Annotated in this window: 21 protein-coding genes and 1 riboswitch; of the genes, 16 read left to right on the forward strand and 5 right to left on the reverse strand. The window is 67.6% G+C overall.

Annotated features, from left to right (window positions below):
* The first annotated feature begins 11 nt into the window (after window positions 1-11).
* The 10 genes from ccoN to INQ42_RS10920 are packed head-to-tail and all read left to right on the forward strand — an operon-like array spanning window position 12 to window position 9,020.
* The gene (ccoN, locus tag INQ42_RS10875; RefSeq protein WP_043958081.1) at window positions 12-1,391 is read left to right on the forward strand and encodes a cytochrome-c oxidase, cbb3-type subunit I; all 1,380 of its coding nucleotides are present in this window, start codon (window positions 12-14) and stop codon (window positions 1,389-1,391) included.
* Between the two features lie 10 nt (window positions 1,392-1,401).
* Window positions 1,402-2,016 (forward strand): cytochrome-c oxidase, cbb3-type subunit II, encoded by a 615-nt coding sequence (gene ccoO / locus INQ42_RS10880; RefSeq protein ID WP_194034279.1) that lies wholly within the window; start codon window positions 1,402-1,404, stop codon window positions 2,014-2,016.
* Window positions 2,017-2,019: 3 nt separating this feature from the next.
* Window positions 2,020-2,193: a cbb3-type cytochrome oxidase subunit 3 gene (locus INQ42_RS10885; RefSeq protein ID WP_084227624.1), complete on the forward strand. Its 174-nt coding sequence runs from the start codon at window positions 2,020-2,022 to the stop codon at window positions 2,191-2,193.
* Window positions 2,190-3,119 carry a cytochrome-c oxidase, cbb3-type subunit III gene (gene ccoP, locus INQ42_RS10890; RefSeq protein WP_194034280.1) on the forward strand — a complete coding sequence of 310 codons (930 nt, stop codon included), beginning with the start codon at window positions 2,190-2,192 and terminating at the stop codon, window positions 3,117-3,119. Before INQ42_RS10885 ends, ccoP begins: the two co-directional genes overlap by 4 nt.
* Window positions 3,116-3,415: a hypothetical protein gene (locus tag INQ42_RS10895; RefSeq protein ID WP_043957987.1), complete on the forward strand. Its 300-nt coding sequence runs from the start codon at window positions 3,116-3,118 to the stop codon at window positions 3,413-3,415. The genes ccoP and INQ42_RS10895 overlap by 4 nt, the downstream gene beginning before the upstream one ends.
* Window positions 3,416-3,437: 22 nt before the next feature.
* Window positions 3,438-5,003 (forward strand): 4Fe-4S dicluster domain-containing protein, encoded by a 1,566-nt coding sequence (locus INQ42_RS10900; protein ID WP_194034281.1) that lies wholly within the window; start codon window positions 3,438-3,440, stop codon window positions 5,001-5,003.
* Window positions 5,000-5,545: a FixH family protein gene (locus INQ42_RS10905; protein WP_194034282.1), complete on the forward strand. Its 546-nt coding sequence runs from the start codon at window positions 5,000-5,002 to the stop codon at window positions 5,543-5,545. The genes INQ42_RS10900 and INQ42_RS10905 overlap by 4 nt, the downstream gene beginning before the upstream one ends.
* 21 nt (window positions 5,546-5,566) lie before the next feature.
* Window positions 5,567-8,020, forward strand: coding sequence for a heavy metal translocating P-type ATPase (locus tag INQ42_RS10910; protein WP_194034283.1), 2,454 nt, complete (start codon window positions 5,567-5,569; stop codon window positions 8,018-8,020).
* Window positions 8,017-8,289, forward strand: a complete 273-nt coding sequence (gene ccoS / locus INQ42_RS10915) for a cbb3-type cytochrome oxidase assembly protein CcoS (RefSeq protein ID WP_194034284.1) — start codon at window positions 8,017-8,019, stop codon at window positions 8,287-8,289. Before INQ42_RS10910 ends, ccoS begins: the two co-directional genes overlap by 4 nt.
* A gap of 2 nt (window positions 8,290-8,291) precedes the next feature.
* Window positions 8,292-9,020 carry a sulfite exporter TauE/SafE family protein gene (locus INQ42_RS10920; RefSeq protein WP_194034285.1) on the forward strand — a complete coding sequence of 243 codons (729 nt, stop codon included), beginning with the start codon at window positions 8,292-8,294 and terminating at the stop codon, window positions 9,018-9,020.
* A gap of 55 nt (window positions 9,021-9,075) precedes the next feature.
* Here INQ42_RS10920 and INQ42_RS10925 read toward each other — a convergent pair whose 3' ends face one another.
* On the reverse strand, window positions 9,076-9,852 hold the full coding sequence (locus INQ42_RS10925; RefSeq protein ID WP_194034286.1) for a helix-turn-helix domain-containing protein: 777 nt from the start codon (window positions 9,850-9,852) through the stop codon (window positions 9,076-9,078).
* A 104-nt stretch (window positions 9,853-9,956) separates the two neighbouring features.
* Between INQ42_RS10925 and queD the strand changes: the two genes are divergently transcribed.
* The 5 genes from queD to btuB all read left to right on the forward strand — a co-directional run bounded on the left by queD (window position 9,957) and on the right by btuB (window position 14,088).
* The gene (queD, locus tag INQ42_RS10930) at window positions 9,957-10,310 is read left to right on the forward strand and encodes a 6-carboxytetrahydropterin synthase QueD (RefSeq protein WP_194034287.1); all 354 of its coding nucleotides are present in this window, start codon (window positions 9,957-9,959) and stop codon (window positions 10,308-10,310) included.
* A gap of 143 nt (window positions 10,311-10,453) precedes the next feature.
* Window positions 10,454-10,891: a phasin family protein gene (locus INQ42_RS10935; RefSeq protein ID WP_194034288.1), complete on the forward strand. Its 438-nt coding sequence runs from the start codon at window positions 10,454-10,456 to the stop codon at window positions 10,889-10,891.
* Between the two features lie 85 nt (window positions 10,892-10,976).
* Window positions 10,977-11,459, forward strand: a complete 483-nt coding sequence (locus tag INQ42_RS10940) for a GAF domain-containing protein (protein WP_194034289.1) — start codon at window positions 10,977-10,979, stop codon at window positions 11,457-11,459.
* Complete coding sequence (locus INQ42_RS10945) at window positions 11,456-11,809, forward strand: TfoX/Sxy family protein (RefSeq protein WP_194034290.1); 354 nt, start codon at window positions 11,456-11,458, stop codon at window positions 11,807-11,809. The genes INQ42_RS10940 and INQ42_RS10945 overlap by 4 nt, the downstream gene beginning before the upstream one ends.
* Window positions 11,810-11,827: 18 nt before the next feature.
* Window positions 11,828-12,072: riboswitch (cobalamin riboswitch) on the forward strand.
* A gap of 132 nt (window positions 12,073-12,204) precedes the next feature.
* Window positions 12,205-14,088, forward strand: coding sequence for a TonB-dependent vitamin B12 receptor (gene btuB, locus INQ42_RS10950; RefSeq protein WP_194034291.1), 1,884 nt, complete (start codon window positions 12,205-12,207; stop codon window positions 14,086-14,088).
* 90 nt (window positions 14,089-14,178) lie between these two features.
* On the opposite strand, the gene INQ42_RS10955 is transcribed toward btuB, so the two are convergent.
* The 3 genes from INQ42_RS10955 to glmU all read right to left on the reverse strand — a co-directional run bounded on the left by INQ42_RS10955 (window position 14,179) and on the right by glmU (window position 18,537).
* On the reverse strand, window positions 14,179-14,931 hold the full coding sequence (locus INQ42_RS10955) for a TerC family protein (protein ID WP_194034292.1): 753 nt from the start codon (window positions 14,929-14,931) through the stop codon (window positions 14,179-14,181).
* Between the two features lie 241 nt (window positions 14,932-15,172).
* Window positions 15,173-17,002 (reverse strand): glutamine--fructose-6-phosphate transaminase (isomerizing), encoded by a 1,830-nt coding sequence (gene glmS / locus INQ42_RS10960; protein WP_194034293.1) that lies wholly within the window; start codon window positions 17,000-17,002, stop codon window positions 15,173-15,175.
* Between the two features lie 161 nt (window positions 17,003-17,163).
* Window positions 17,164-18,537, reverse strand: coding sequence for a bifunctional UDP-N-acetylglucosamine diphosphorylase/glucosamine-1-phosphate N-acetyltransferase GlmU (gene glmU / locus INQ42_RS10965; protein ID WP_194034294.1), 1,374 nt, complete (start codon window positions 18,535-18,537; stop codon window positions 17,164-17,166).
* A gap of 337 nt (window positions 18,538-18,874) precedes the next feature.
* Here glmU and INQ42_RS10970 point away from each other — a divergent pair, with 337 nt between their 5' ends.
* Window positions 18,875-19,258 (forward strand): GtrA family protein, encoded by a 384-nt coding sequence (locus tag INQ42_RS10970; protein WP_194034295.1) that lies wholly within the window; start codon window positions 18,875-18,877, stop codon window positions 19,256-19,258.
* 94 nt (window positions 19,259-19,352) lie between these two features.
* On the opposite strand, the gene INQ42_RS10975 is transcribed toward INQ42_RS10970, so the two are convergent.
* A complete protein-coding gene (locus tag INQ42_RS10975) occupies window positions 19,353-19,778 on the reverse strand; it encodes a F0F1 ATP synthase subunit epsilon (protein WP_194034296.1) in 426 nt (141 codons plus the stop codon).
* Between the last annotated feature and the right edge of the window lie 9 nt (window positions 19,779-19,787).

Genomic DNA, 19,787 nt, shown 5'->3' on the forward strand with positions numbered 1-19,787 from the left:
TGGTGGCGACGATGTTCTGGGGCATCGTGGGCATGGCGGTCGGCGTGTTCATCGCCGCCCAGCTGTACTGGCCGGCGCTGAACTTCGACACCCCGTGGCTCAGCTACGGCCGCCTGCGGCCGCTGCACACCAACGGGGTGATCTTCGCCTTCGGCGGCTCGGTGCTGTTTGCCACCAGCCTGTACGTGGTCCAGCGCACCTGCCATGTTCGCCTGCTGTCGGACAAACTCGCCAGCTTCGTCTTCTGGGGCTGGCAGCTGGCCATGGTCAGCGCGGTGATCACCCTGCCGCTGGGAATCACCCAGAGCAAGGAATACGCCGAGCTGGAATGGCCGATCGACATCCTGATCGCCGTCGTCTGGGTGGCCTATGGGTGGTTGTTCTTCGGCACCATCGCCAAGCGCAAGGTAAAGCATATCTACGTCGCCAACTGGTTCTACGGCGCGTACATCATCGGCGTGTGCATGCTGCACATCGTCAACAACCTGGCGATGCCGGCCGGCCTGTTCAAGTCCTACTCGCTCTACACCGGCGCCGTGGATGCGATGGCGCAGTGGTGGTACGGGCACAACGCGGTGGCGTTCCTGCTGACGGTTGGCTACCTGGCGATGATGTATTACTTCGTGCCCAAGCAGGCCCAGCGCCCGATCTACTCCTACCGGCTGTCGATCGTCCACTTCTGGGCGCTGATCTCGGTCTACATGTGGGCCGGCCCGCACCATCTGCACTACACCGCGCTGCCCGACTGGGCGCAGTCGGTGGGCATGGTGTTCTCGGTGATCCTGCTGGCACCCAGTTGGGGCGGCGCGATGAACGGCATCCTGACCCTGTCGGGTGTGTGGCACAAACTGCGCACCGACCCGATCCTGAAGTTCCTCATCGTCGCCATCAGCTTCTACATGATCGCGACGTTTGAAGGTCCGTTGCTGTCGATCAAGACCGTCAACTCGCTCAGCCACTACACCGACTGGACCGTGGGCCACGTCCACGCCGGTACCCTGGGCTGGGTAGCGATGATCTCGTTTGGCTCGCTGTACTCCCTCTACCCGCGCCTGATCGGCGCCAAGGAGATGTACTCGATCAAGTGGATCGACGCGCACTTCTGGCTGCACACGATCGGGGTGGTGTTCTACATCGCCTCGATGTGGATCGCCGGAATCACCCAGGGCCTGATGTGGCGCGCGACCAACGCCGACGGCACGCTGACCTACAGCTTCGTCGAGTCGCTCGCTGTCACCTATCCGTACTACCTGGGCCGCCTGCTGGGCGGGGTGATGGTGCTGGCAGGCATCTGCCTGATGTCTTGGAACATGTGGCGCACGCGTCAGAACGTGCTCGCACCCGCCGCACACCCGGTCCTGCCGCCGCACGCGGCAGCGGCAAAGGGCTGAGGACGAAAAAATGGCTTTTGGACACGAGAAGATCGAGAAGAACGTCGGCCTGCTGGCAGTGCTGGTGGCCGTCGCGGTGTCGCTGGGTGGACTGGCGGAGATCGTGCCGCTGATGTACCAGGCCGAGGCGATCAAGCCACTGCCCGGCGTCAAGCCCTACCCGGCGCTGCAGCTGGCCGGGCGCGACGTGTATGTCCGCGAGGGCTGCTACAACTGCCACTCGCAGATGATCCGCACGCTGCGCTTCGAGACCGAGCGCTACGGCCACTATTCGCTGGCCGGGGAGTCGGTGTACGACCGTCCGTTCCAGTGGGGCTCCAAGCGCACCGGGCCTGACCTGGCCCGGATCGGTGGCCGTTACTCCGACGACTGGCATCGCGTGCACATGGTCGACCCGCGCGCGCTGGTGCCCGAATCGAACATGCCGGCCTTCCCGTGGCTGGCAAAGAACGAGGTCAGCGGCGAGAAGATCACCCGTCACATGAAGGCGCTGCAGCGGCTGGGCGACCCCTACACCGACGAGGAGGTCGCCAGCGCCGCCGAGGACGTGGCCGGGAAGACCGAACTGGACGCCGTCGTCGCCTATCTGCAGGGCCTCGGCCTGCACGCGCCGCGCGGAGGTTGAGTCATGCTTTCTGGATTCATCACCCTATTCCTGATGCTGGTTTTCATCGGCATCTGGGTCTGGGCCTGGCGCCCGGAGAACAAGGCGTCATTTGACGAGACCGCCCGTCTGGCACTCGAAGACGAACCGGGCGAGATCGCCAACGCCGCCAACGACGCAAGGAAACAGGACGCATGAGCACCAGCTGGTCGTGGTATGTCATTGCCCTGGCGGCACTCAACCTGCTCGGGATCACCTGGCTGCTGTGGTGGACCTCCAAGCGCCGCCCCGGGGATCCCAAGCCCGAGGAGACCAGTCATTACTGGGACGAGGACATCACCGAGTACAACAAGCCGATGCCGCGCTGGTGGATCCAGGGCTTCTACATCAGCATCGCGTTCGGGTTTGCCTACTTCTTCTGGTACGGCGGCCTGGGCAAGTACCCCGGCTACAGCGGCTGGACCTCGAAAACCGAGCACGCGCAGGACAAGGCGGTTTGGGACGAGACCCTGGCCGAGACCTTCCGTCCCTACGAGGGTCAGCCGATCAACCAGCTTGCCGGTGATCCGGTCGCGCTGAACCTGGGCCGATCGATCTTTGCCAACACCTGCGCGACCTGCCACGGCTCGTCCGCCCAGGGGGCCATCGGCTACCCGAACCTGACCGATGACATCTGGCATTGGGGTGGCGAACCGGAAACAATCCTGGAGACCATTCTTGACGGCCGTGAAGGCGTGATGCCCGAGTGGGGCAAGGTACTGACCGGCATGGGTGGAGAGAACGCAATCGACTACGTGATCGCCTATGTGCGCACGCTTGGCGCTGATCAGGCATCCCGCAGCGACTTCATGGCCGCGCGTGGCAAGAAGCTGTATGACGGTGTCTGCGTGGCCTGCCACGGGGTCGAGGGCAAGGGCAACCAGGCGCTGGGCGCTCCCGACCTGACGGACGGTTACTGGATGTACGGCGACAGCAAGGAAAGCCTCTACGAGACGATTGCGAACGGGCGCCATGGCGTGATGCCGGCGCACCGTGACCTTTTGGGCGAGACGCGCACGCGTCTGGTCGCGGCCTACGTCTGGTCGCTGTCCAACACGCCGGCGGACAGCAAGGCGACCCAATGAGCCAGTACGCCCGGCCCACTGCAATGGACCACCCGCCCCGTCCGATGGCGCAGCGGGTGGGGGCGATCCTCTGGCCGAGTTTTTTTGCCGCCGGGGTCGCCACGATGGTCTTCTTCGCCCTCGTCGATCCCTTGCAACTGCGCGACATGACCTTCCCCGAGGTGTCCATCACTCCGGGGCTGGGTTACACGATCGGCTTCTTCATGTTCTGGCTGGCGACGGCGTCGTCGAGCCTCTTCACCTGGCTGCTGCTGCGGCCCGCAAGCCGGTTCAACCAATCGTTACCCCCGAAGTAACCATCAATACAGGCAGTCTGCGGTGAGCAAGAAAATCGACATCGACCTCCTTGACGACGGCAGCGGAAGCTCCGTCTACGTCAAGGAGCGGAAGGTCTATCCGCGCGATGTCACTGGCCGGTTCGATCGCCTGCGCAAGGTGGCGGTGTTCTGGTTGCTGGGCATGTACTACGTGTTCCCCTGGCTGCAGTGGGACGGCCACCAGGCGGTCCTGTTCGACCTGCCGGCGCGCAAGTTCCACGTGTTCGGACTGACCTTCTGGCCGCAGGATTTCACCTTCCTGGCGATGCTGCTGATCATCCTGGCGATGGTGCTGTTCTTCGTCACTGCACTGGCCGGACGCATCTGGTGCGGTTACGCCTGTCCGCAAACGGTGTGGACCGAGGTGTTCCTGTGGATGGAGCGCTGGACGGAGGGCGACCGCGCCAAGCGGATGAAGCTCGACGCCGGGCCGTGGAACGGCAACAAGATCCTGCGCAAGGGCAGCAAGCATTTTCTGTGGATCGTGTTCGCGCTGTGGACCGGCTTTACCTTCGTTGGTTTCTTCACCCCGATCGTCAGCCTTGGCCAGCGCATCTGGCCGTTCGACTGGAACGGCTGGGAAACCTTCTGGGTGTTCTTCTACGCCCTCGCCACGCTCGGCAACGCCGGTTTCCTGCGCGAGCAGGTGTGCCGCTACATGTGCCCGTACGCGCGCTTCCAGAGCGCGATGTTCGACCGTGACACCCTGATCATCGCGTACGACCCGATGCGCGGCGAGCCGCGCGGTCCGCGCCGCCGCGGCCTGGGCGACGTGGTCTCGCGCGGCCGCGGCTTGCTGGACAAAGTGCTGGCCTACGAGCTGGTGTTCCGCGCCAGCCACCACGACGCCGCCGGCAACGCCATGGAGGTGGCGCGCGCCGACGCCGGGCTGCCGAACGACGCCGAATTCGGCGCCAGCCTGGAGGTCCCCCTGCCACGCCCTGACCCCGAGCTTGCCGGCGACTGCATCGACTGCACGCTCTGCGTCCAGGTCTGCCCGACCGGGATCGACATCCGCAACGGCCTGCAGTACGACTGCATCGCCTGCGGTGCCTGCGTGGACGTGTGCGATGAGGTCATGGACAAGATGGGCTACCCGCGTGGCCTGATCCGTTACTCCACCCAGAACGCGATCGACGGAAAGCCGACCCGCGTCCTGCGCCCGCGCGTGTTCGTTTACGCGGCCCTCCTGCTGGTGCTGATCGGTGCGTGGGCCTGGGGCATCGCCGCGCGCAGCCCGCTGATCGTGGACGTGCTGCGCGATCGCAACGCGCTGTACCGCGTCACCGCCGACGGCATCGACAACGGCTACACCCTGAAGCTCGTCAACAAGACCGACCTGGAGCAGGACTACCGCATCACCCTGGACGCCAAGACGCCCGGGATCGAGCTGCGCGACGCCGGTACCAACGTGCACGTGCAGGCTGCCCAGGTCGCATCGGTGCCGGTGGAAGTCACCGCGCCGGCCAGCGTGCAGGGCCGCCACGAGGTGCGCTTCATCATCGAGTCGGCCGACGGCAGCATCCGCCAGGTCGCGGACAGCAGCTTCTTTGGACCTACCCCATGACCGATCCGACCCCGGAAAAACCCGGCAGTACGCCCGACCCCAACGACAAGCCGGAATCGCCCTGGCGCATGCCGATCGTCTGGCTGGTGATCGCGCTGCCCGCGGCCGTGGTGATCGCCAGCATCGGCCTGATCTTCATCGCCGGTGGCGACGGCAACGACGTGGTCCGCGACGATGTCCAGCGCACCGCGCAGATCCAGACCGCCGACCTCGGGGCGGATGCGGTCGCCAGCGAGCAGAAGCTCAGCGCGATCGTGCGTACCGACGCGGAGGGCGGGTTCATTGAGGTGCTTCCGGTCAGTGGAACGTTCGACCACAACGCGCCGCTGCGGCTGACCCTCGCCCACCCGTCCGACTCGGCCCGCGACACGGTGTTGCTGCTCGCCCCGGGCGAGCTGGGCTGGCGCGTGGACGCCGAGCTGGACGACAGCCACGACTGGAAGGTCGAGCTGGGGCCGGAGGACTCGCATTGGCGCCTGAGAGGGCGTCTTCCCAAGGGCCAGCAGGCCACCAACCTGCGGCCTTCGTTGCAGGCCCAGTAGGTCCGTGCAATGGCTGCGGCCATGAGCGCAGGCGTCACCACGCGCAACGATTCGCTGCTCGCGGATACCGACGGTTGCTACCACTGCGGCGAAGCGCTCCCCGCATCGCCGGCGCGCGTCGAACTGGATGGCTCATCGCGCCGGTTCTGCTGCGATGGCTGCGCGGCGGCTGCGCAGTGGATCCGTGAAGCCGACCTGGGCGACTACTACCAGCTGCGCAGCCAGCATGCCGGCCGGGTCGATACCGATCCCGTCGATCTTGCCGTTTGGGACCGCGACGAACTGCTGGCCGAACACGCCCACGACATCCCCGGCGGCCGCGAGATCACCCTGCTCACTGACGGCATGCGCTGCGCCGCGTGCGCGTGGCTGATCGACCGGGTGCTGGCCCGCGAAGCCGGCGTGCTGGAGGCTGGCGCGAATGCCGTCACCGGACGGATCCGGGTGGCCTGGGATCCAGCGCAAACGACGCTGTCGGCACCGTTGCAGCGGCTCGTGGCACTGGGCTACCGACCCTACCTGGCCAGTGGCGAGGCGCGTGAGCGCGCCCATCGCCGGCAGCGCAACCGCGACCTGATCCGCATCGGCGTCGCTGGCCTGGGCTCGATGCAGGCGATGATGCTCGCCGGCTCGCTGTACCTGGACACGACCGGCTCGATGCCGATCCCGACCCGCGACTTTTTCCGCTGGCTGACCTTCCTCGTCTCCACGCCGGTGGTGTTCTACGCGGGCTGGCCGTTCATCAGCGGGGCCTGGCGCGAGCTGCGCCACCGCCAGCTCGGCATGGACACGCTGATCGCCGGCTCGACCTTGCTGGCGTATTTTGCCAGCGTGGTCGGCACCGTCCGCGGCAGCGAGCACGTCTGGTACGACGCCGCGGTGATGTTCGTGTTCCTGCTCTCGATCGCACGAATGCTGGAGCAGCGGGCGCGCAACATCGCCAGCGCCCAGGTCGATGCGCTGGCCCGTGCGCGTCCGGCCTTCGCGACGCGTGAACTGGCCGATGGCAGCCGGGAGTCGATCCCGTTGCCGGCATTGGTGATCGGCGACATCGCGTGCGTGGCGGTGGGCGAGGTCGTTCCCGCCGACGGACGCCTGCTGGATGCCCATGCGCGCTTCGAGGAAGCGCTGCTCACCGGCGAGTCCAGCCCGGTCGACAAGTCCGCGGGCGATCCGGTGTACGCCGGCACCGTCTGCCGCGAACACCCGGCCCGGCTGGCGGTCACCGAAACCGGCAGCGCCACCCGCCTGTCGCAACTGGCGCGGCTGGTCGAACAGGCGCAGGCGCAGCGCCCGGCGCTGGCCCGCACCGCCGAGCGGATCGCCCACTATTTCGTCAGTGGTCTGCTGGTGGCAACGGTCGCGGTGTACTTCGGCTGGCGCGCCTACGACCCGTCGCGCGCCTTCGAGGTCACCCTGGCGCTGCTGGTGATCAGCTGCCCGTGCGCGTTGTCATTGGCCGTGCCCGCCGCGCTGGCGGCAGCGCACGGTGCGCTCGCCCGGCTTGGCGTGCTGGCAGTTCGCGAGAATGCCCTGGACCGGCTGGCCGACGCCACCGACATCGTGTTCGACAAGACCGGCACCCTCAGCGACGGCAAGCCCGCGCTGGCGGCGGTGGAGGTGTCGGGCGACCTGGATCGCACCCAGGTGCTGCGCATCGCCGCGGCGCTGGAGCGCGACAGTGGCCATCCGATCGCGCGGGCGTTTGCGCGCGTGGAGGACGCTCCCCTGGCCCGCGATGTCCGCGCCGTTCCGGGCCAGGGCATCGAGGGTGTGGTCGACGGCCGGTTGTGGCGTCTGGGGCAGGCGGGTTTTGCGGCCGGTGCCAGCGACGACGGTTGGCTCTGGCTGGGTGACGGCGCGCGGGCAGCGGCCCGTTTCCAGCTGGCCGAATCGGAGCGCGCCGATGCCCGCGTCGCGGTGGTGTCGCTGCGTGAATTGGGACTGTCGGTCCACCTGTCCAGCGGCGACGCCGCCGGCGCGGTGGAGCGCTTCGCCCACCAGGTTGGCATCGAGGACGCGCATGCGCGGCAGAGCCCGGAGGACAAGCTCGCCTACGCCCGCGCGTTGCAGGCCCAGGGACGCATCGTGGCGATGATCGGCGACGGCCTCAACGACGCGCCCGTGCTCGCCGGCGCGGATGTCTCGCTGGCGATCGGCGAAGGCGCCGCGCTGGCCCAACGCGCCGCCGACCTGGTGCTGACCGGCTCCTCGCTGTCGCGCATCCCAGAGGCCATTTCGGTCGCCCGGCGGACGCGACGGATCATCCACCAGAACATCGGCTGGGCAATAGGCTACAACGTGCTCGCCCTGCCGCTGGCGGCTGCGGGCATGGTCACGCCCTGGATCGCCGCGCTGGGCATGGCGGTGTCCTCCCTGATCGTGACCGCGAATGCACTGCGCCTGACCCGCGCGCCGGCCGCCGCGCCGACGCTGCCCCGCTCGCGACTGACGGCCGCGGAGGGTCGATCATGAATATCCTGCTGTTCCTGATTCCCGTCAGCATGCTCGGCCTGGGTCTCGCGCTGTGGGCCTTCATATGGGCGGTCAAGCGCGGTCAGTTCGAGGACATGGATACCCCTGCGCTGGATATCCTGCGTGAGGACGAGCACGACCGCCCGGTGCTTGATCCGCGGGCCGGCAAGCTTGATCCGCCCGGCGCGGAGACCTCGCCTGCCGCGCCAGCGCCGGCGACCGGTGACGGCGCCGAAGTGGATGCACGCCCGCAGGGCCGGAACGACTGACGATGCCGCTGGACTGGCTGACGCTGGGCGCCGCCCTCCTGACCGGGCTGATGGGCGGCGTGCATTGCGCCGCGATGTGCGGTGGCATCGCCACGGGCTTCTCGGCGATGGGACCGCGGGCGAGCTGGAAATACGCGGTCGAACCGAACCTGGGCCGCGTCCTTGGCTACACCCTGGCCGGTGCGCTGGTCGGCGGCTTCGGCCACGGCATCCTGGACCTGGCGCGGGTGGAATGGCTCGCGATGGCGCTGCGCGCCGGAGTCGGCCTGGTGCTGGTGGTGGTCGCCATCCGCCTGCTGGATCGTAAGGGGCGCCTGGCATTCCTGTCAGGCCCGGGCACCGGCAAGTTATGGGCAACGTTGCGGCCCCTGCAGCGCCGCCTTTTGCCGGCCAACACCAGTGCCAAGCGGATCGGCCTGGGCATGCTGTGGGGCTGGATGCCGTGCGGCCTGAGCACCACCATGCTCGCCGCGGCATGGCTGCAGGCCGACGCGCGCAACGGCGCGCTGACGATGGCCGCCTTCGGCCTGGGCACACTGCCGCTGATGGTCTCGCTGACCTGGTCCGGCGCGCGCCTGGGCCAGCGTCTACAGCGCGGTGGATGGCGCCTGGGCGCCGGCCTGCTCGTGCTTGCCGCCGGCCTGCTCACCATTGCCTCGCCGTGGCTGATGCAGGTGCCGGCGCTGCACGGACTGCTGAGCGCGCTGGGCTGCCTGCCGCGCACCGTGTAGCTATCCGGGACAACGCCCACGCGCAACGCCCGCGCGACGGGGTCGTGCAGTCGATTCAGCCCGTCGCGCCGCGCTTCACCGGACACGGCAGCTCCCCACCCTGCGCCAGCCGCTGCAGCTCCACGGCGTCGAGGATTTCCACCTTGCGCCCGACCACGGCGATCACGCCATCGTCCTGCAGCCGGCTGAAGCCACGGCTGACCGTTTCCAGCGCCAGTCCGAGGAAGTGGGCGATGTCCTCGCGGCTCATCGGCAGCCGGAACTGGGTGGCCGATTCGCCGATGTTGCGCAGCCGCTCGCACAGGCCGACCAGGAACAGCGCAATGCGCTCGTTGGCCTGGCGCCTGACCAGCATCTGCAGATGATCCTGATCACGCGCCATGCTGTGGCCGATGACCCGCATCAACTGCTGCTGCAGGCCTGGCACCTGGGCAGCCACGGCAGTCAACTGCTCGAACGGCACCTCGCACACGTTGGCCGCGGTCAGGGCCACGGCGTCGCAGCGGTGGACCCCCTCGCCCAGCGCATCCAGACCGATCAGCTCGCCGGCGATATGGAAGCCGACGACCTGCGCATCGCCCTCCGCGCTGGTGCTGACGGTCTTGAAGGCCCCATTGCGGGCGACGTACACCGCGCCGAGCCGGTCGCCGGCGCGGAACAGCAGTTCGCCGCGCCCGACGGGGCGCCGGCGTTTCACGATTTCGTCCAGTTGCTGCAGGTCGGTGGCACCGATTCCTGCCGGCAGACAGAGCTGTCGCAGTGAACACTGGGCGCAACCGTGGCGCAGCGAGGCCAGGTCGATGACCGGCGTCGGCTTGGATTGGGTTTCCATGTCCCTCCATCTTGCCACCACACCACGCTGGCGACGAATCGCCAAGGCTGCTGATTCAGGTCGTGGCACCGGGCGCGCCACGCCGTGCCGATACAATGGGGACCATGAACATCTTCAAGAGTTTCACCCTCGAGGCGGCGCACCGGCTCCCCAATGTGCCGGAAGGCCACAAGTGCGCGCGCCTGCACGGCCACTCGTTCCGCATCGAGATCCACGTGGAAGGCGAGCCCGGGGAGCACACCGGCTGGATCATGGATTTCTCCGACATCAAGGCCACGTTCCAGCCGCTCTATGACCAGCTCGACCACCACTACCTCAACGAGGTGCCGGGGCTGGAGAACCCGACCAGCGAGCGTCTTGCGCTGTGGATCTGGGACCGCCTGAAGCCGACGCTGCCCTTGCTCAGTGAAGTGGTCGTGCATGAGACCTGCACCTCGGGCTGCCGCTATCGCGGCTGACCTCTTTTACGACGGCTTGGACGCACGCTGAAAGCCAGGCTGAACGGACCTGAACGCCATATGTTGCATCGCACCATAAGGCGCGATATGCTGCAACGCACAAATCGACAAACCTCTTGTCGAGATCAGCAGGAGAGTCCGTCATGTACACCCAGTTCAACGAGCAGTTTGCCGCCGCTACCCGCGAATTCGCCGATGCTGTCGCCCAGGTCAATCGCCTGGCGATCGAGAGCACCGAGTCGATCTTCGCCCTGCAGCTGGCCGCCATCCAGGACCGCGCCAACGCCACGTTCGCCTTCCTCGGCGAAGCCGCCGAAGTGCGTGATGCCGATGGCATGAAGAACATCTGGCCCAAGGGCGTGCAGGTGGCGCGCGAGAACCTCGAGCGCGGCGTCGCCGTCACCCAGAAGGTGATGGAGCACAGCAGCAAGGCCAACGAGCAGATCGCAGACATCAGCAAGTCGCAGCTTGCCTCGGCCGCCAAGACCGCCCAGTCCAGCGCCGAGCAGGTCGCCAATGCGGTCAACGAGAAGACCCAGTCGTTCGCCAAGAACGCGAGCAAGGCATCCAAGGCCAAGTAAGACTGGCCTCTTTTCCGCCCCGGCGGGAAGACAGACCCGGAAGCGCAAGCCTCCGGGTTTTTTATTGTCAGCTAGACTGGCGGCCATGTTCACAGCCACCACGCTTTCCGGCAGCAAGCCGGAGCAATACGCCGAACTGGCGTCGCAGGCGCGATCCCTGCTCGCCGGCGAGCACGACCGTATTGCCAACGCCGCCAACCTGTCCGCGCTGGTCTATCACGCGCTGCCCGCGCTGAACTGGGTCGGGTTCTATTTCCATGACGGGAACGAACTCGTGGTCGGGCCGTTCCAGGGCCAGCCGGCATGCGTTCGCATTCCGCTGAACAAGGGCGTTTGCGGCGCCGCGGCAAGCACCCGGCAGACCCAGCGCGTTGCCGACGTCGACGCCTTCCCCGGTCATATCGCCTGCGACTCCGCGTCGCGCTCCGAGGTCGTCGTTCCGCTGGTCGCGGGTGGCGAGTTGATTGGCGTGTTCGATATCGACAGCCCCGAACTCAACCGCTTCGACGCCGATGACCAGCACGGGCTGGAGACGCTCGCCGCCGTGTTCGTGGACTCGCTGGCTTGAAGGACAAGCTGCGCAACATCGGGCCCAAATCCGCTGCGTGGCTGCACCAGGTCGGCTTGCGCACGCGCGGGGACCTGGTGGAAGCCGGCCCCGTCGAGGCCTTCATGCGGGTCAAGCGCGCCGGCTTCCGGCCCACGCTCAACCTGCTGTATTCGATCGAAGGCGCGCTCCAGGATTGCCACTGGCAGGACGTGTCGCAGGAGCGTCGCAGCGAACTGGTGGCTGCCGCGGAAGCCGCCATCGACGAGCTGCCACCGCCGCGCCATGCGCCCCCCGCAGGACCGGTCACCACCACCGTGCTGACCGCCGACACCGTCGCCCCCCGCCCCGACGAACACGAATCCGACTGAGCGCCGGCTCGATGGCGTACAATGCGCCCGCTTCGAGGTGACCTGACGGCGTCATGCCAACGGGTTGAAACGGGAAGCCGGTGACGTCGCCAAAGCGGCCATGCCGGCACTGCCCCCGCAACGGTAAGCGAGGGGATCGGCCACATTGGCAGGTCCCGTCACGGCTCACCGCCACTGTGCTCCGGCATGGGAAGGCGCCGTGGTTGGTGTCGTGGTTCTGACGCCCCGCAAGTCCGGAGACCGGCCACGAAGTCGACTGGTTGCGATGCGGAGGGCATGGCGGCGGCGAGATTGCGCCCTGCGCCCGCCTGCTGCCCGGTTCCCGCGTTGCGACTCCCGCAATGCAACGCATCGCCACCCCGGGGACGGAGGGGCATGCGCAAGGAGAACCACCCATGCGATCCACCCCCACCGTGCTTGCCGCAGCCATTGCGGCCGGCCTGGCCGTAGCCGCCTTCGCCACCGCCGCCAACGCGGCGCCCACGCCCGCGCCGCTGGCCCAGGCCACCGACCTGGACCAGGTCATCGTCACCGCCACCCGCACCGTCAACCCGGTCGCCGATGTCCTGGCGCCGGCGGAGGTGATCGACCGCGACGCCATCGAGCGCAGCCAGGCCCGATCCGTGACCGACCTGCTGCGCGGCCGCGCGGGCATCTCGATTTCCAACCAGGGCGGCGCCGGCAAGCTGACCAGCCTGTTCCTGCGCGGCGCCGATTCCGACCACACCGTGGTGCTGGTGGATGGCGTGCGCATCGGCTCCTCGACCTCGGGACTTGCGGCCTGGCAGAACCTGCCGGTCGAGCTGATCGAGCGCATCGAGATCGTGCGCGGGCCGCGCTCCAGCCTGTACGGCGCGGACGCGATCGGCGGCGTGATCCAGATCTTCACCCGCCGCGACGGCGACGCCGGCTTCGCCCCGCGCATGCACGTGGGTGGCGGCAGCAACGGCGCCCACGAGTTCGGCACCGGCTTTGGCGGGCGCACGCAGCGCAGCTGGTTCGGAGCGGACTACGCCTTCCAGCGCACCGAGGGCTTCAATGCCTGCGACCCCGCGCCCAGTCCGTTCGGCGGCTGCGGTCTTGCGGCGCCCGAGCCTGACAAGGACGGCTACATCCAGAATGCGCTCTCGCTGCGCGGCGGCTACGACTTCAACGACGCCTGGCAGCTGCAACTGCACGCCATGCGCAGCGAAGGTGAGAACGAGTACGACGGCGATTACACCAACTACGCCGAGACCGTGCAGCAGGTCGTCGGCGGCAACCTGTCCTGGCAGGCCAGCGAGCGCGCGAAGCTGAGTTTGACCGCCGGCCGCAACGTGGACTCCTCCGACCAGTACAAGGATGAGGCCTTCATGGGCGGCTTCAGCACCGATCGCGACAGCGCGACGCTGCAGGCCGACCTGACCCTCGCCCCCGCCCACGTGCTCACGCTGGGCGCGGACTGGTCACGCGACCAGGTCTCCGGCGACACCGCCTACGAGGTCGATTCGCGCTCCAACCGCGCCGCCTTCGCCCAGGTCCAGTCCCGCCTGGGCGCACATCGCCTGGAGGCCAGCGTGCGCCGCGATGACAATGACCAGTTCGGCGGCCACACCACCGGCGGCCTGGGCTGGGGCATGGACATCGCCGGCGGTTGGCGCGTCAAGGCCGGCTGGGGCACCGCGTTCAAGGCGCCCAACTTCCTCGACCTCTACTACCCCTACTTCGGCAACCCCGACCTGGTGCCCGAAGAGTCGGAGACCGCCGAGATCGGCCTGGGCTGGAGCGGCCACGGGTGGAACGTGGATCTGGATGCGTTCCACACCAAGGTCGACAACCTGATCGCCTTCGACGGCGCCATCGGCCTGCCCGGTAACGTCGACCGCGCGCGCATGCGCGGCGCCGAGCTGGGCGTCCGCGGCGAGGTCGCCGCGTGGACGGTGGATGCCAGCTTCAGCGTCGTTGATACCGAGAACCGCAGCGGCGGTTTCCAGGACGGCAACGAGCTGCCGCGCCGCGCCGGCAAGAGCGCACGGGCCTCGCTGGACCGCGCCTTCGGCGACTTCCGTTTCGGCCTGACCGGGATTGCCGAAGGCTCGCGCTACGACGACGTCGCCAACACCGTGTCGCTGCCGGGCTATGCCACCCTCGACCTGCGCGCCGAGTACGCGCTCACCGACGCGCTGAGCGTGCAGGCCAGGCTGGCCAACGCGTTCGACCGCGATTACCGCACCGCCGCCTACTACAACCAGGCCGGTCGCGAATGGCACCTGACCCTGCGCTGGACCCCGCGCCAGTAAGTGCGCAGGCGCTGCGGCGCCAACACTGCAACACCGGAACCGGCGGGGGTCCCGCCGGTTTCTTTCGCCCGCAAACCTTTCCCTCCGACCCTAGGCGGGCTCGCTTCCCGGCGCCTCGGCTGTCGCGGCCGCCCGCTCCCGCCGCCGGATCCAAAGGTTGACCAGTTCCACGAACACCGAGAACGCCATCGCCACATAGACGTAGCCCTTCGGGATGTGCAGCCCGAAGCCGTCGGCGATCAGGACCAGACCGATCATCAGCAGGAAACTCAGCGCGAGCACCTTGACCGTCGGATGGCGCTCGACGAACTCGCTGATCGGCCGCGCAAACGCCAGCATGAAGACGATGGAGATCACGATCGCGGTCACCATCACCCAGCGCTGCTCGACCATGCCGACTGCGGTGATGATCGAGTCCAGCGAGAACACGATGTCCAGCACCATGATCTGCGCGAGCACGCCGCCGAACGTCGCTGTGGCTGCCGCCACAGCGGTGACGTGGGCAGGCGGGCCGTCGACCCGCTGATGGATCTCGTGGGTGGCCTTGGCGATCAGGAAAAAGCCGCCGCCGATCAGGATCAGGTCGCGCCAGGAAAACGCGTGGCCGAATACGGTGAACAGTGGCGCGGTCAGGCCGATGATCCAGGCGATGGTGAACAGCAGCCCCAGCCGGGTCACCGCGGCCAGCAGGATTCCCAGCTTGCGCGCACGATCGCGTTGCTGCACCGGCAAGCGGCCGGCCAGGATCGAGATGAAGATGATGTTGTCGATGCCCAGGACGAGTTCCAGGGCGGTGAGGGTGGCGAGCGCGACCCACACTTCGGGATTGACGAGCAGTTCCATCGGATTATTCCTTCGCGTTGCCGACCGGCTGGCGGAATGCCAGCGTCTGGTCGGTCGCCACCGCAAAAGCCGTCAGGCGTCTTGCAGTGACTCGCGAAGGTCTTGCTCACATGCCGTGGTGGCCATGCCGCTGCGCCGGAGCCGAAGCTCGTATTGACGGGTACAGCGTGTGGGAGCTACTCCCCTTCGAGCGCGCAGACTAGCACGCGCTTTTACCCATTGGATAGCGAGCTGACAGGCGCTATTCGACCGTGACGCTCTTGGCCAGGTTGCGCGGCTTGTCGACGTCGGTGCCGCGCACGAGGGCCACGTGGTAGGCCAGCAGCTGGACCGGAATGGTGTGGATGATCGGGCTCAGCACGCCGACGTGGCGCGCGGCGCGGATCACATGCACGCCCTCGCTGGGATGGAAGTTACTGTCGGCATCGGTGAACACGAACAGCTGGCCACCGCGCGCGCGCACTTCCTGCATGTTGGATTTGACCTTCTCCAGCAGGCTGTCGTTGGGCGCGATCACCACCACCGGCATCTCGTCGGTGACCAGCGCCAGTGGGCCGTGCTTGAGCTCGCCCGCCGGGTAGGCCTCGGCGTGGATGTAGGAGATTTCCTTGAGCTTGAGCGCGCCCTCCAGCGCGATCGGGTAGTGCACGCCGCGACCGAGGAACAGCGCGTGCTCCTTGGGCGCGAAGTGCTCCGACCAGGCGGTGATCTGCGGCTCCAGGTTGAGCGCGTGCTGGACGCTGCCGGGCAACCGGCGCAGCGCGTCGATGTAGTCCGCTTCGCCGGCCTCGTCCAGGCGGCCCTGCAGCTTGGCCAGGGTCGCGGTCAGGGTGAACAGCGCCACCAGCTGGGTCGTGAACGCCTTGGTCGAGGCCACGCCGATCTCGGCCCCGGCACGGGTGTAGTAGACCAGCCGGCTGGCCCGAGGGATCGCGCTCTCGGGCACGTTGCAGATCGACAGGGTGCGCTCCTGACCCAGCGACTTGGCGTACTTCAGCGCCTCCATCGTGTCCAGGGTCTCGCCCGACTGCGTCAGCGTCACCACCAGCGTTTTCGGATTGGCCACGGCGTCGCGGTAGCGGTACTCGCTGGCGATCTCCACCGAGCAGGGCAGACCGGCGATGCCCTCGATCCAGTAGCGCGCGGTCATGCCGGCGTAGTAGCTGGTACCGCAGGCGAGGATCAGCACGCCTTCGATGCCCTCCAGCACCTCGGCCGCATCGGGCCCGAACAGCTCGGCGGAGAATTCGCCGGCATCGATCACGCCCTCGATGGTGTCGGCGACCGCACGCGGCTGCTCGTGGATCTCCTTCTGCATGAAGTGGCTGTAAGGGCCGAGCTCCAGCGAAGCCAGCGAGACGTCGGACTGGTGCATCGCGCGCTCGACGGGCTGGTTGTCCGCGCCAAACACGGTCACGCTGTCGCGGGTGATCTCGGCGGTGTCGCCCTCTTCCAGGAAGATGACGTTGCGGGTCGCCTGCAGGATCGCGGACACATCGCTGGCGATGAAGTTCTCGCCCTCGCCAACGCCGATCAGCAACGGGCAGCCCATGCGCGCGGCAATCAGCTTGCTTGGCTCCTTGCGGCTGACCACGGCCAGCGCATAGGCGCCGTGCAACTCGCGCACCGCCGCCTGCACCGCGGTCAGCAGGTCCGCGCCGTGGACCAGGAAGGAGTGGATCAGGTGGGCGATGACCTCGGTGTCGGTCTGCGATTCGAACTCGTAACCCATGGCCATCAGCTTCTCGCGCTGCTGGTCGTGGTTCTCGATGATGCCGTTGTGGACCAGCGCCACGCCGTGACTGACGTGGGGGTGTGCGTTGGCCTCGGTCACCCCGCCGTGAGTGGCCCAGCGCGTATGGCCGATGCCCAGCTGGGCCTGCAGGTCCTCGGCCAACGCGGCAGCCTCCATCTCGGAAACCCGGCCGGTGCGCCGGACGCGCCGCACGTCGTGGTCGTTGATCACGGCGATGCCGGCGGAATCATAACCGCGGTATTCCAGCCGCTTCAGGCCTTCAATCAGGACCGGGACCACATCGCGATCAGCGATCGCACCAACGATTCCACACATGACTCGGACTCCTGCAGGTAGCCCCACAGTTTAGCCGGGAAGGTCAACCGGTTTCGCCTGCCGCCTGGTCCCAGAACGGCCGCGAGCTTGAAACGAACGCGTTTTGCACGCGCTTACGAGACGCAGCGGAGTGCTGATGCAGCTGCCCGGTGCGCCCGTCCTCAGTTCCCGGGCTTTTTCACCGGTCGCTGCCAGCCCTCGACCACCGACTGGCGTGAGCGCGCGACGCTCAACCGGCCCTCCGGTGCGGGCCGGGTAATCACCGAACCCGCCGCGATCGTCGCATCCTTGCCGATGCTGACCGGCGCCACCAGCGAGCTGTTGGACCCGATGAAGGCGCCATCCTCGATCGTCGTGCGCGCCTTGTTGACCCCGTCGTAATTGCAGGTAATCGTGCCGGCGCCGATGTTTACGCCGCTGCCGATCACCGCGTCGCCCAGATAGCTCAGGTGGTTGGCCTTGCTGCCGACCCCGACGTGGGTGTTCTTGATTTCAACGAAATTACCGACGTGCGCGCCGTCTGCCAGCACCGTACCGGGCCGCAGGCGTGCGTAGGGACCGATCACGGCCGCGCCCTCCACCACCACCCCGTCGAGGTCACAGTGCGCGCGCACCTCGGTTCCGGCACCCAGGGTGACATCGCGCAGGCGGCAGAACGGGCCGATCCGGACGCCGTCACCGAGATCCACGCGGCCCTCAAGGACGACGTTGGCGTCGATCTCCACGTCGCGGCCGACGGTGACCTCGCCGCGGATGTCGACCCGTGCCGGGTCGGCCAGGCGCGCTCCGGCGACCGTCAGCGCCTTGGCCGCGCGCAGTTGGAAGGCCCGCTCGAGCTGGGCGAGCTGCCACGGGTCATTGGCGCCCTCGACCTCGACCGGATCGTCGACGTGGACCATCCCGGCCGGCGCGAACTCGGCCGCAGCGGAGGCGAAGATATCGGTCAGGTAGTACTCGCCCTGGGCGTTGTTGTTCTCCAGCCGCTCCAGCCAGCGTCGCAGCGGTTCGCCATCGGCCACCAGGATGCCGGTATTGACCGTGCGGATCGCGCGTTCCTGCTCGCTGGCATCCTTCTGCTCGATGATGCGCGCGACCATGCCCTGCGCATCGCGCAGCACTCGCCCGTACCCGGTGGGATCCTCCAGGTCGGCGACCAGCACGCCCACCCGGCCGTTGGACTCCAGCAACCGTCGCAGCGTCTCGGCCCGGATGAGGGGCACATCGCCGTAGAGCACCAGCAGACGCGCGTCCTGCGGCACCGCCGGCATCGCCTGGCGCACCGCATGGCCGGTCCCGAGCCGCTCGGTCTGCTCGGTCCACAGCAGGTCGGAATGGTCGCGGAACGCATCGCGCACCTGCTCGCCGCCGTGCCCGTAGACGATGTGGATGCCGGCCGGCTCCAGCGCGCGCGCGGTAGCCAATACGTGGCCCAGCATCGGGACCCCGGCGATCTTCTGCAGCACCTTGGGCAAGGCTGACTTCATACGCTTGCCCTCGCCGGCGGCGAGGATGACGACGTGCAGGGGGGCGGGCATGCGGACTCCGGAAACAGCGACAAAACAGGATGGGTGCGGGCGAGCTCGGGGAACTTGTTCTCGCGCCAGTGATTCTAGATCGTTCCTGAAAGGACCGGGAAATCCAGGACTCGATAAGTAGCTGGTTTGTGCCGACGCGCCCGCCACGCTCCCCTTCCGGCCACCCGGCCATCTGCTAGGATTCCGCGGTGCCCCACCCTGCTGCCTCTTCGCGCAGTCCAATGCTTGCCCAAGCGCTGATCTGGGCGGCCGCGGGTGTTTGTTTCTTCGGCCTCGAGTTGACCGCCGACGAGGGTCAGTGGTGGCGCATCCCACGCGAAGCAGTGGCGTCGTCACCATGAACCTGCCCCGACAGGGACAGCACTACCTGGTCATCGGGCTCGGTCAGTGGCTGCTGGACTGGGCGGTGATGGTCGCGCTGAGCCACTACGGGCTGTCGGTCGAGTTGGCCAACATCGCCGGCCGGATCAGTGGCGCGCTGATCGGCTTCTGGTTGAACGGGCGCATCACGTTTGCCGGCGACGACACCGTAATCGGCAGCCGCCAGTTGCTGCGCTTCGTGCTGATGTGGGCGTTGACCACGGCGATCAGCACGTGGGCCATGGGCGCGATCAACCACCTCGGCGGCCTGAAATGGGCGTGGCTGGCAAAGCCGGCGGTGGAAATCGCCCTGGGCGGCGTCGGTTTCGTGCTGTCGCGCCACTGGGTCTACCGCCGCTGACGCGCCCGCCTCGACAGCACCGAAATGGGAAGCGCAGATACGACAACGCCGGCGCGGGGCCGGCGTCGTCGGTGCAGCGTGTGCGCAGCGTACGTCAGTGCTTCATGTTCCGGCGCAGGCGCTCCAGCGCCTGCAACTGCACGGTCACCTCGGCCAGGCGCGCCTGCGCCTCGGCCACTTCCATCGGCTCGGCACGACGGGCGAGGATGCGCTCGGCCTCTTCCTTGGCAGCACGCACCGCGGCCTCATCGATGTCCTGGGCGCGGATCGCGGTGTCTGCCAGGATGGTCACCACCTGCGGCTGCACCTCGAGGATGCCGCCGGTGACGGCGAAGTCGAGCTGGTCGCCATTGGGCAGGGTCACCACGATCTTGCCCGGCTTCAGGCGGGTGATCAGCGGGGCGTGCTTGGGCGCGATGCCCAGCTCGCCCATCTCGCCGGTCGCCACCAGCATGGTGGCGTCGCCGCGGAAGATTTCCTCTTCGGCGCTGACGATGTCGCAACGGAAGGTGCTAGCCATAGAATTCTC

It is taken from the genome of Lysobacter avium (assembly GCF_015209745.1).
GTDB classification, from domain to species: domain Bacteria; phylum Pseudomonadota; class Gammaproteobacteria; order Xanthomonadales; family Xanthomonadaceae; genus Novilysobacter; species Novilysobacter avium.

Bases quoted from the DNA above. Each gene is read 5' to 3' on its own strand.
- ccoN (WP_043958081.1), top strand. From the start codon at position 12: ATGTTCTGGGGCATCGTGGGCATGGCGGTCGGCGTGTTCATCGCCGCC.
- ccoO (WP_194034279.1), top strand. From the start codon at position 1,402: ATGGCTTTTGGACACGAGAAGATCGAGAAGAACGTCGGCCTGCTGGCA.
- INQ42_RS10885 (WP_084227624.1), top strand. From the start codon at position 2,020: ATGCTTTCTGGATTCATCACCCTATTCCTGATGCTGGTTTTCATCGGC.
- ccoP (WP_194034280.1), top strand. From the start codon at position 2,190: ATGAGCACCAGCTGGTCGTGGTATGTCATTGCCCTGGCGGCACTCAAC.
- INQ42_RS10895 (WP_043957987.1), top strand. From the start codon at position 3,116: ATGAGCCAGTACGCCCGGCCCACTGCAATGGACCACCCGCCCCGTCCG.
- INQ42_RS10905 (WP_194034282.1), top strand. From the start codon at position 5,000: ATGACCGATCCGACCCCGGAAAAACCCGGCAGTACGCCCGACCCCAAC.
- INQ42_RS10910 (WP_194034283.1), top strand. From the start codon at position 5,567: ATGAGCGCAGGCGTCACCACGCGCAACGATTCGCTGCTCGCGGATACC.
- ccoS (WP_194034284.1), top strand. From the start codon at position 8,017: ATGAATATCCTGCTGTTCCTGATTCCCGTCAGCATGCTCGGCCTGGGT.
- INQ42_RS10920 (WP_194034285.1), top strand. From the start codon at position 8,292: ATGCCGCTGGACTGGCTGACGCTGGGCGCCGCCCTCCTGACCGGGCTG.
- INQ42_RS10925 (WP_194034286.1), bottom strand. From the start codon at position 9,852: ATGGAAACCCAATCCAAGCCGACGCCGGTCATCGACCTGGCCTCGCTG.
- queD (WP_194034287.1), top strand. From the start codon at position 9,957: ATGAACATCTTCAAGAGTTTCACCCTCGAGGCGGCGCACCGGCTCCCC.
- INQ42_RS10935 (WP_194034288.1), top strand. From the start codon at position 10,454: ATGTACACCCAGTTCAACGAGCAGTTTGCCGCCGCTACCCGCGAATTC.
- INQ42_RS10940 (WP_194034289.1), top strand. From the start codon at position 10,977: ATGTTCACAGCCACCACGCTTTCCGGCAGCAAGCCGGAGCAATACGCC.
- btuB (WP_194034291.1), top strand. From the start codon at position 12,205: ATGCGATCCACCCCCACCGTGCTTGCCGCAGCCATTGCGGCCGGCCTG.
- INQ42_RS10955 (WP_194034292.1), bottom strand. From the start codon at position 14,931: ATGGAACTGCTCGTCAATCCCGAAGTGTGGGTCGCGCTCGCCACCCTC.
- glmS (WP_194034293.1), bottom strand. From the start codon at position 17,002: ATGTGTGGAATCGTTGGTGCGATCGCTGATCGCGATGTGGTCCCGGTC.
- glmU (WP_194034294.1), bottom strand. From the start codon at position 18,537: ATGCCCGCCCCCCTGCACGTCGTCATCCTCGCCGCCGGCGAGGGCAAG.
- INQ42_RS10970 (WP_194034295.1), top strand. From the start codon at position 18,875: ATGAACCTGCCCCGACAGGGACAGCACTACCTGGTCATCGGGCTCGGT.
- INQ42_RS10975 (WP_194034296.1), bottom strand. From the start codon at position 19,778: ATGGCTAGCACCTTCCGTTGCGACATCGTCAGCGCCGAAGAGGAAATC.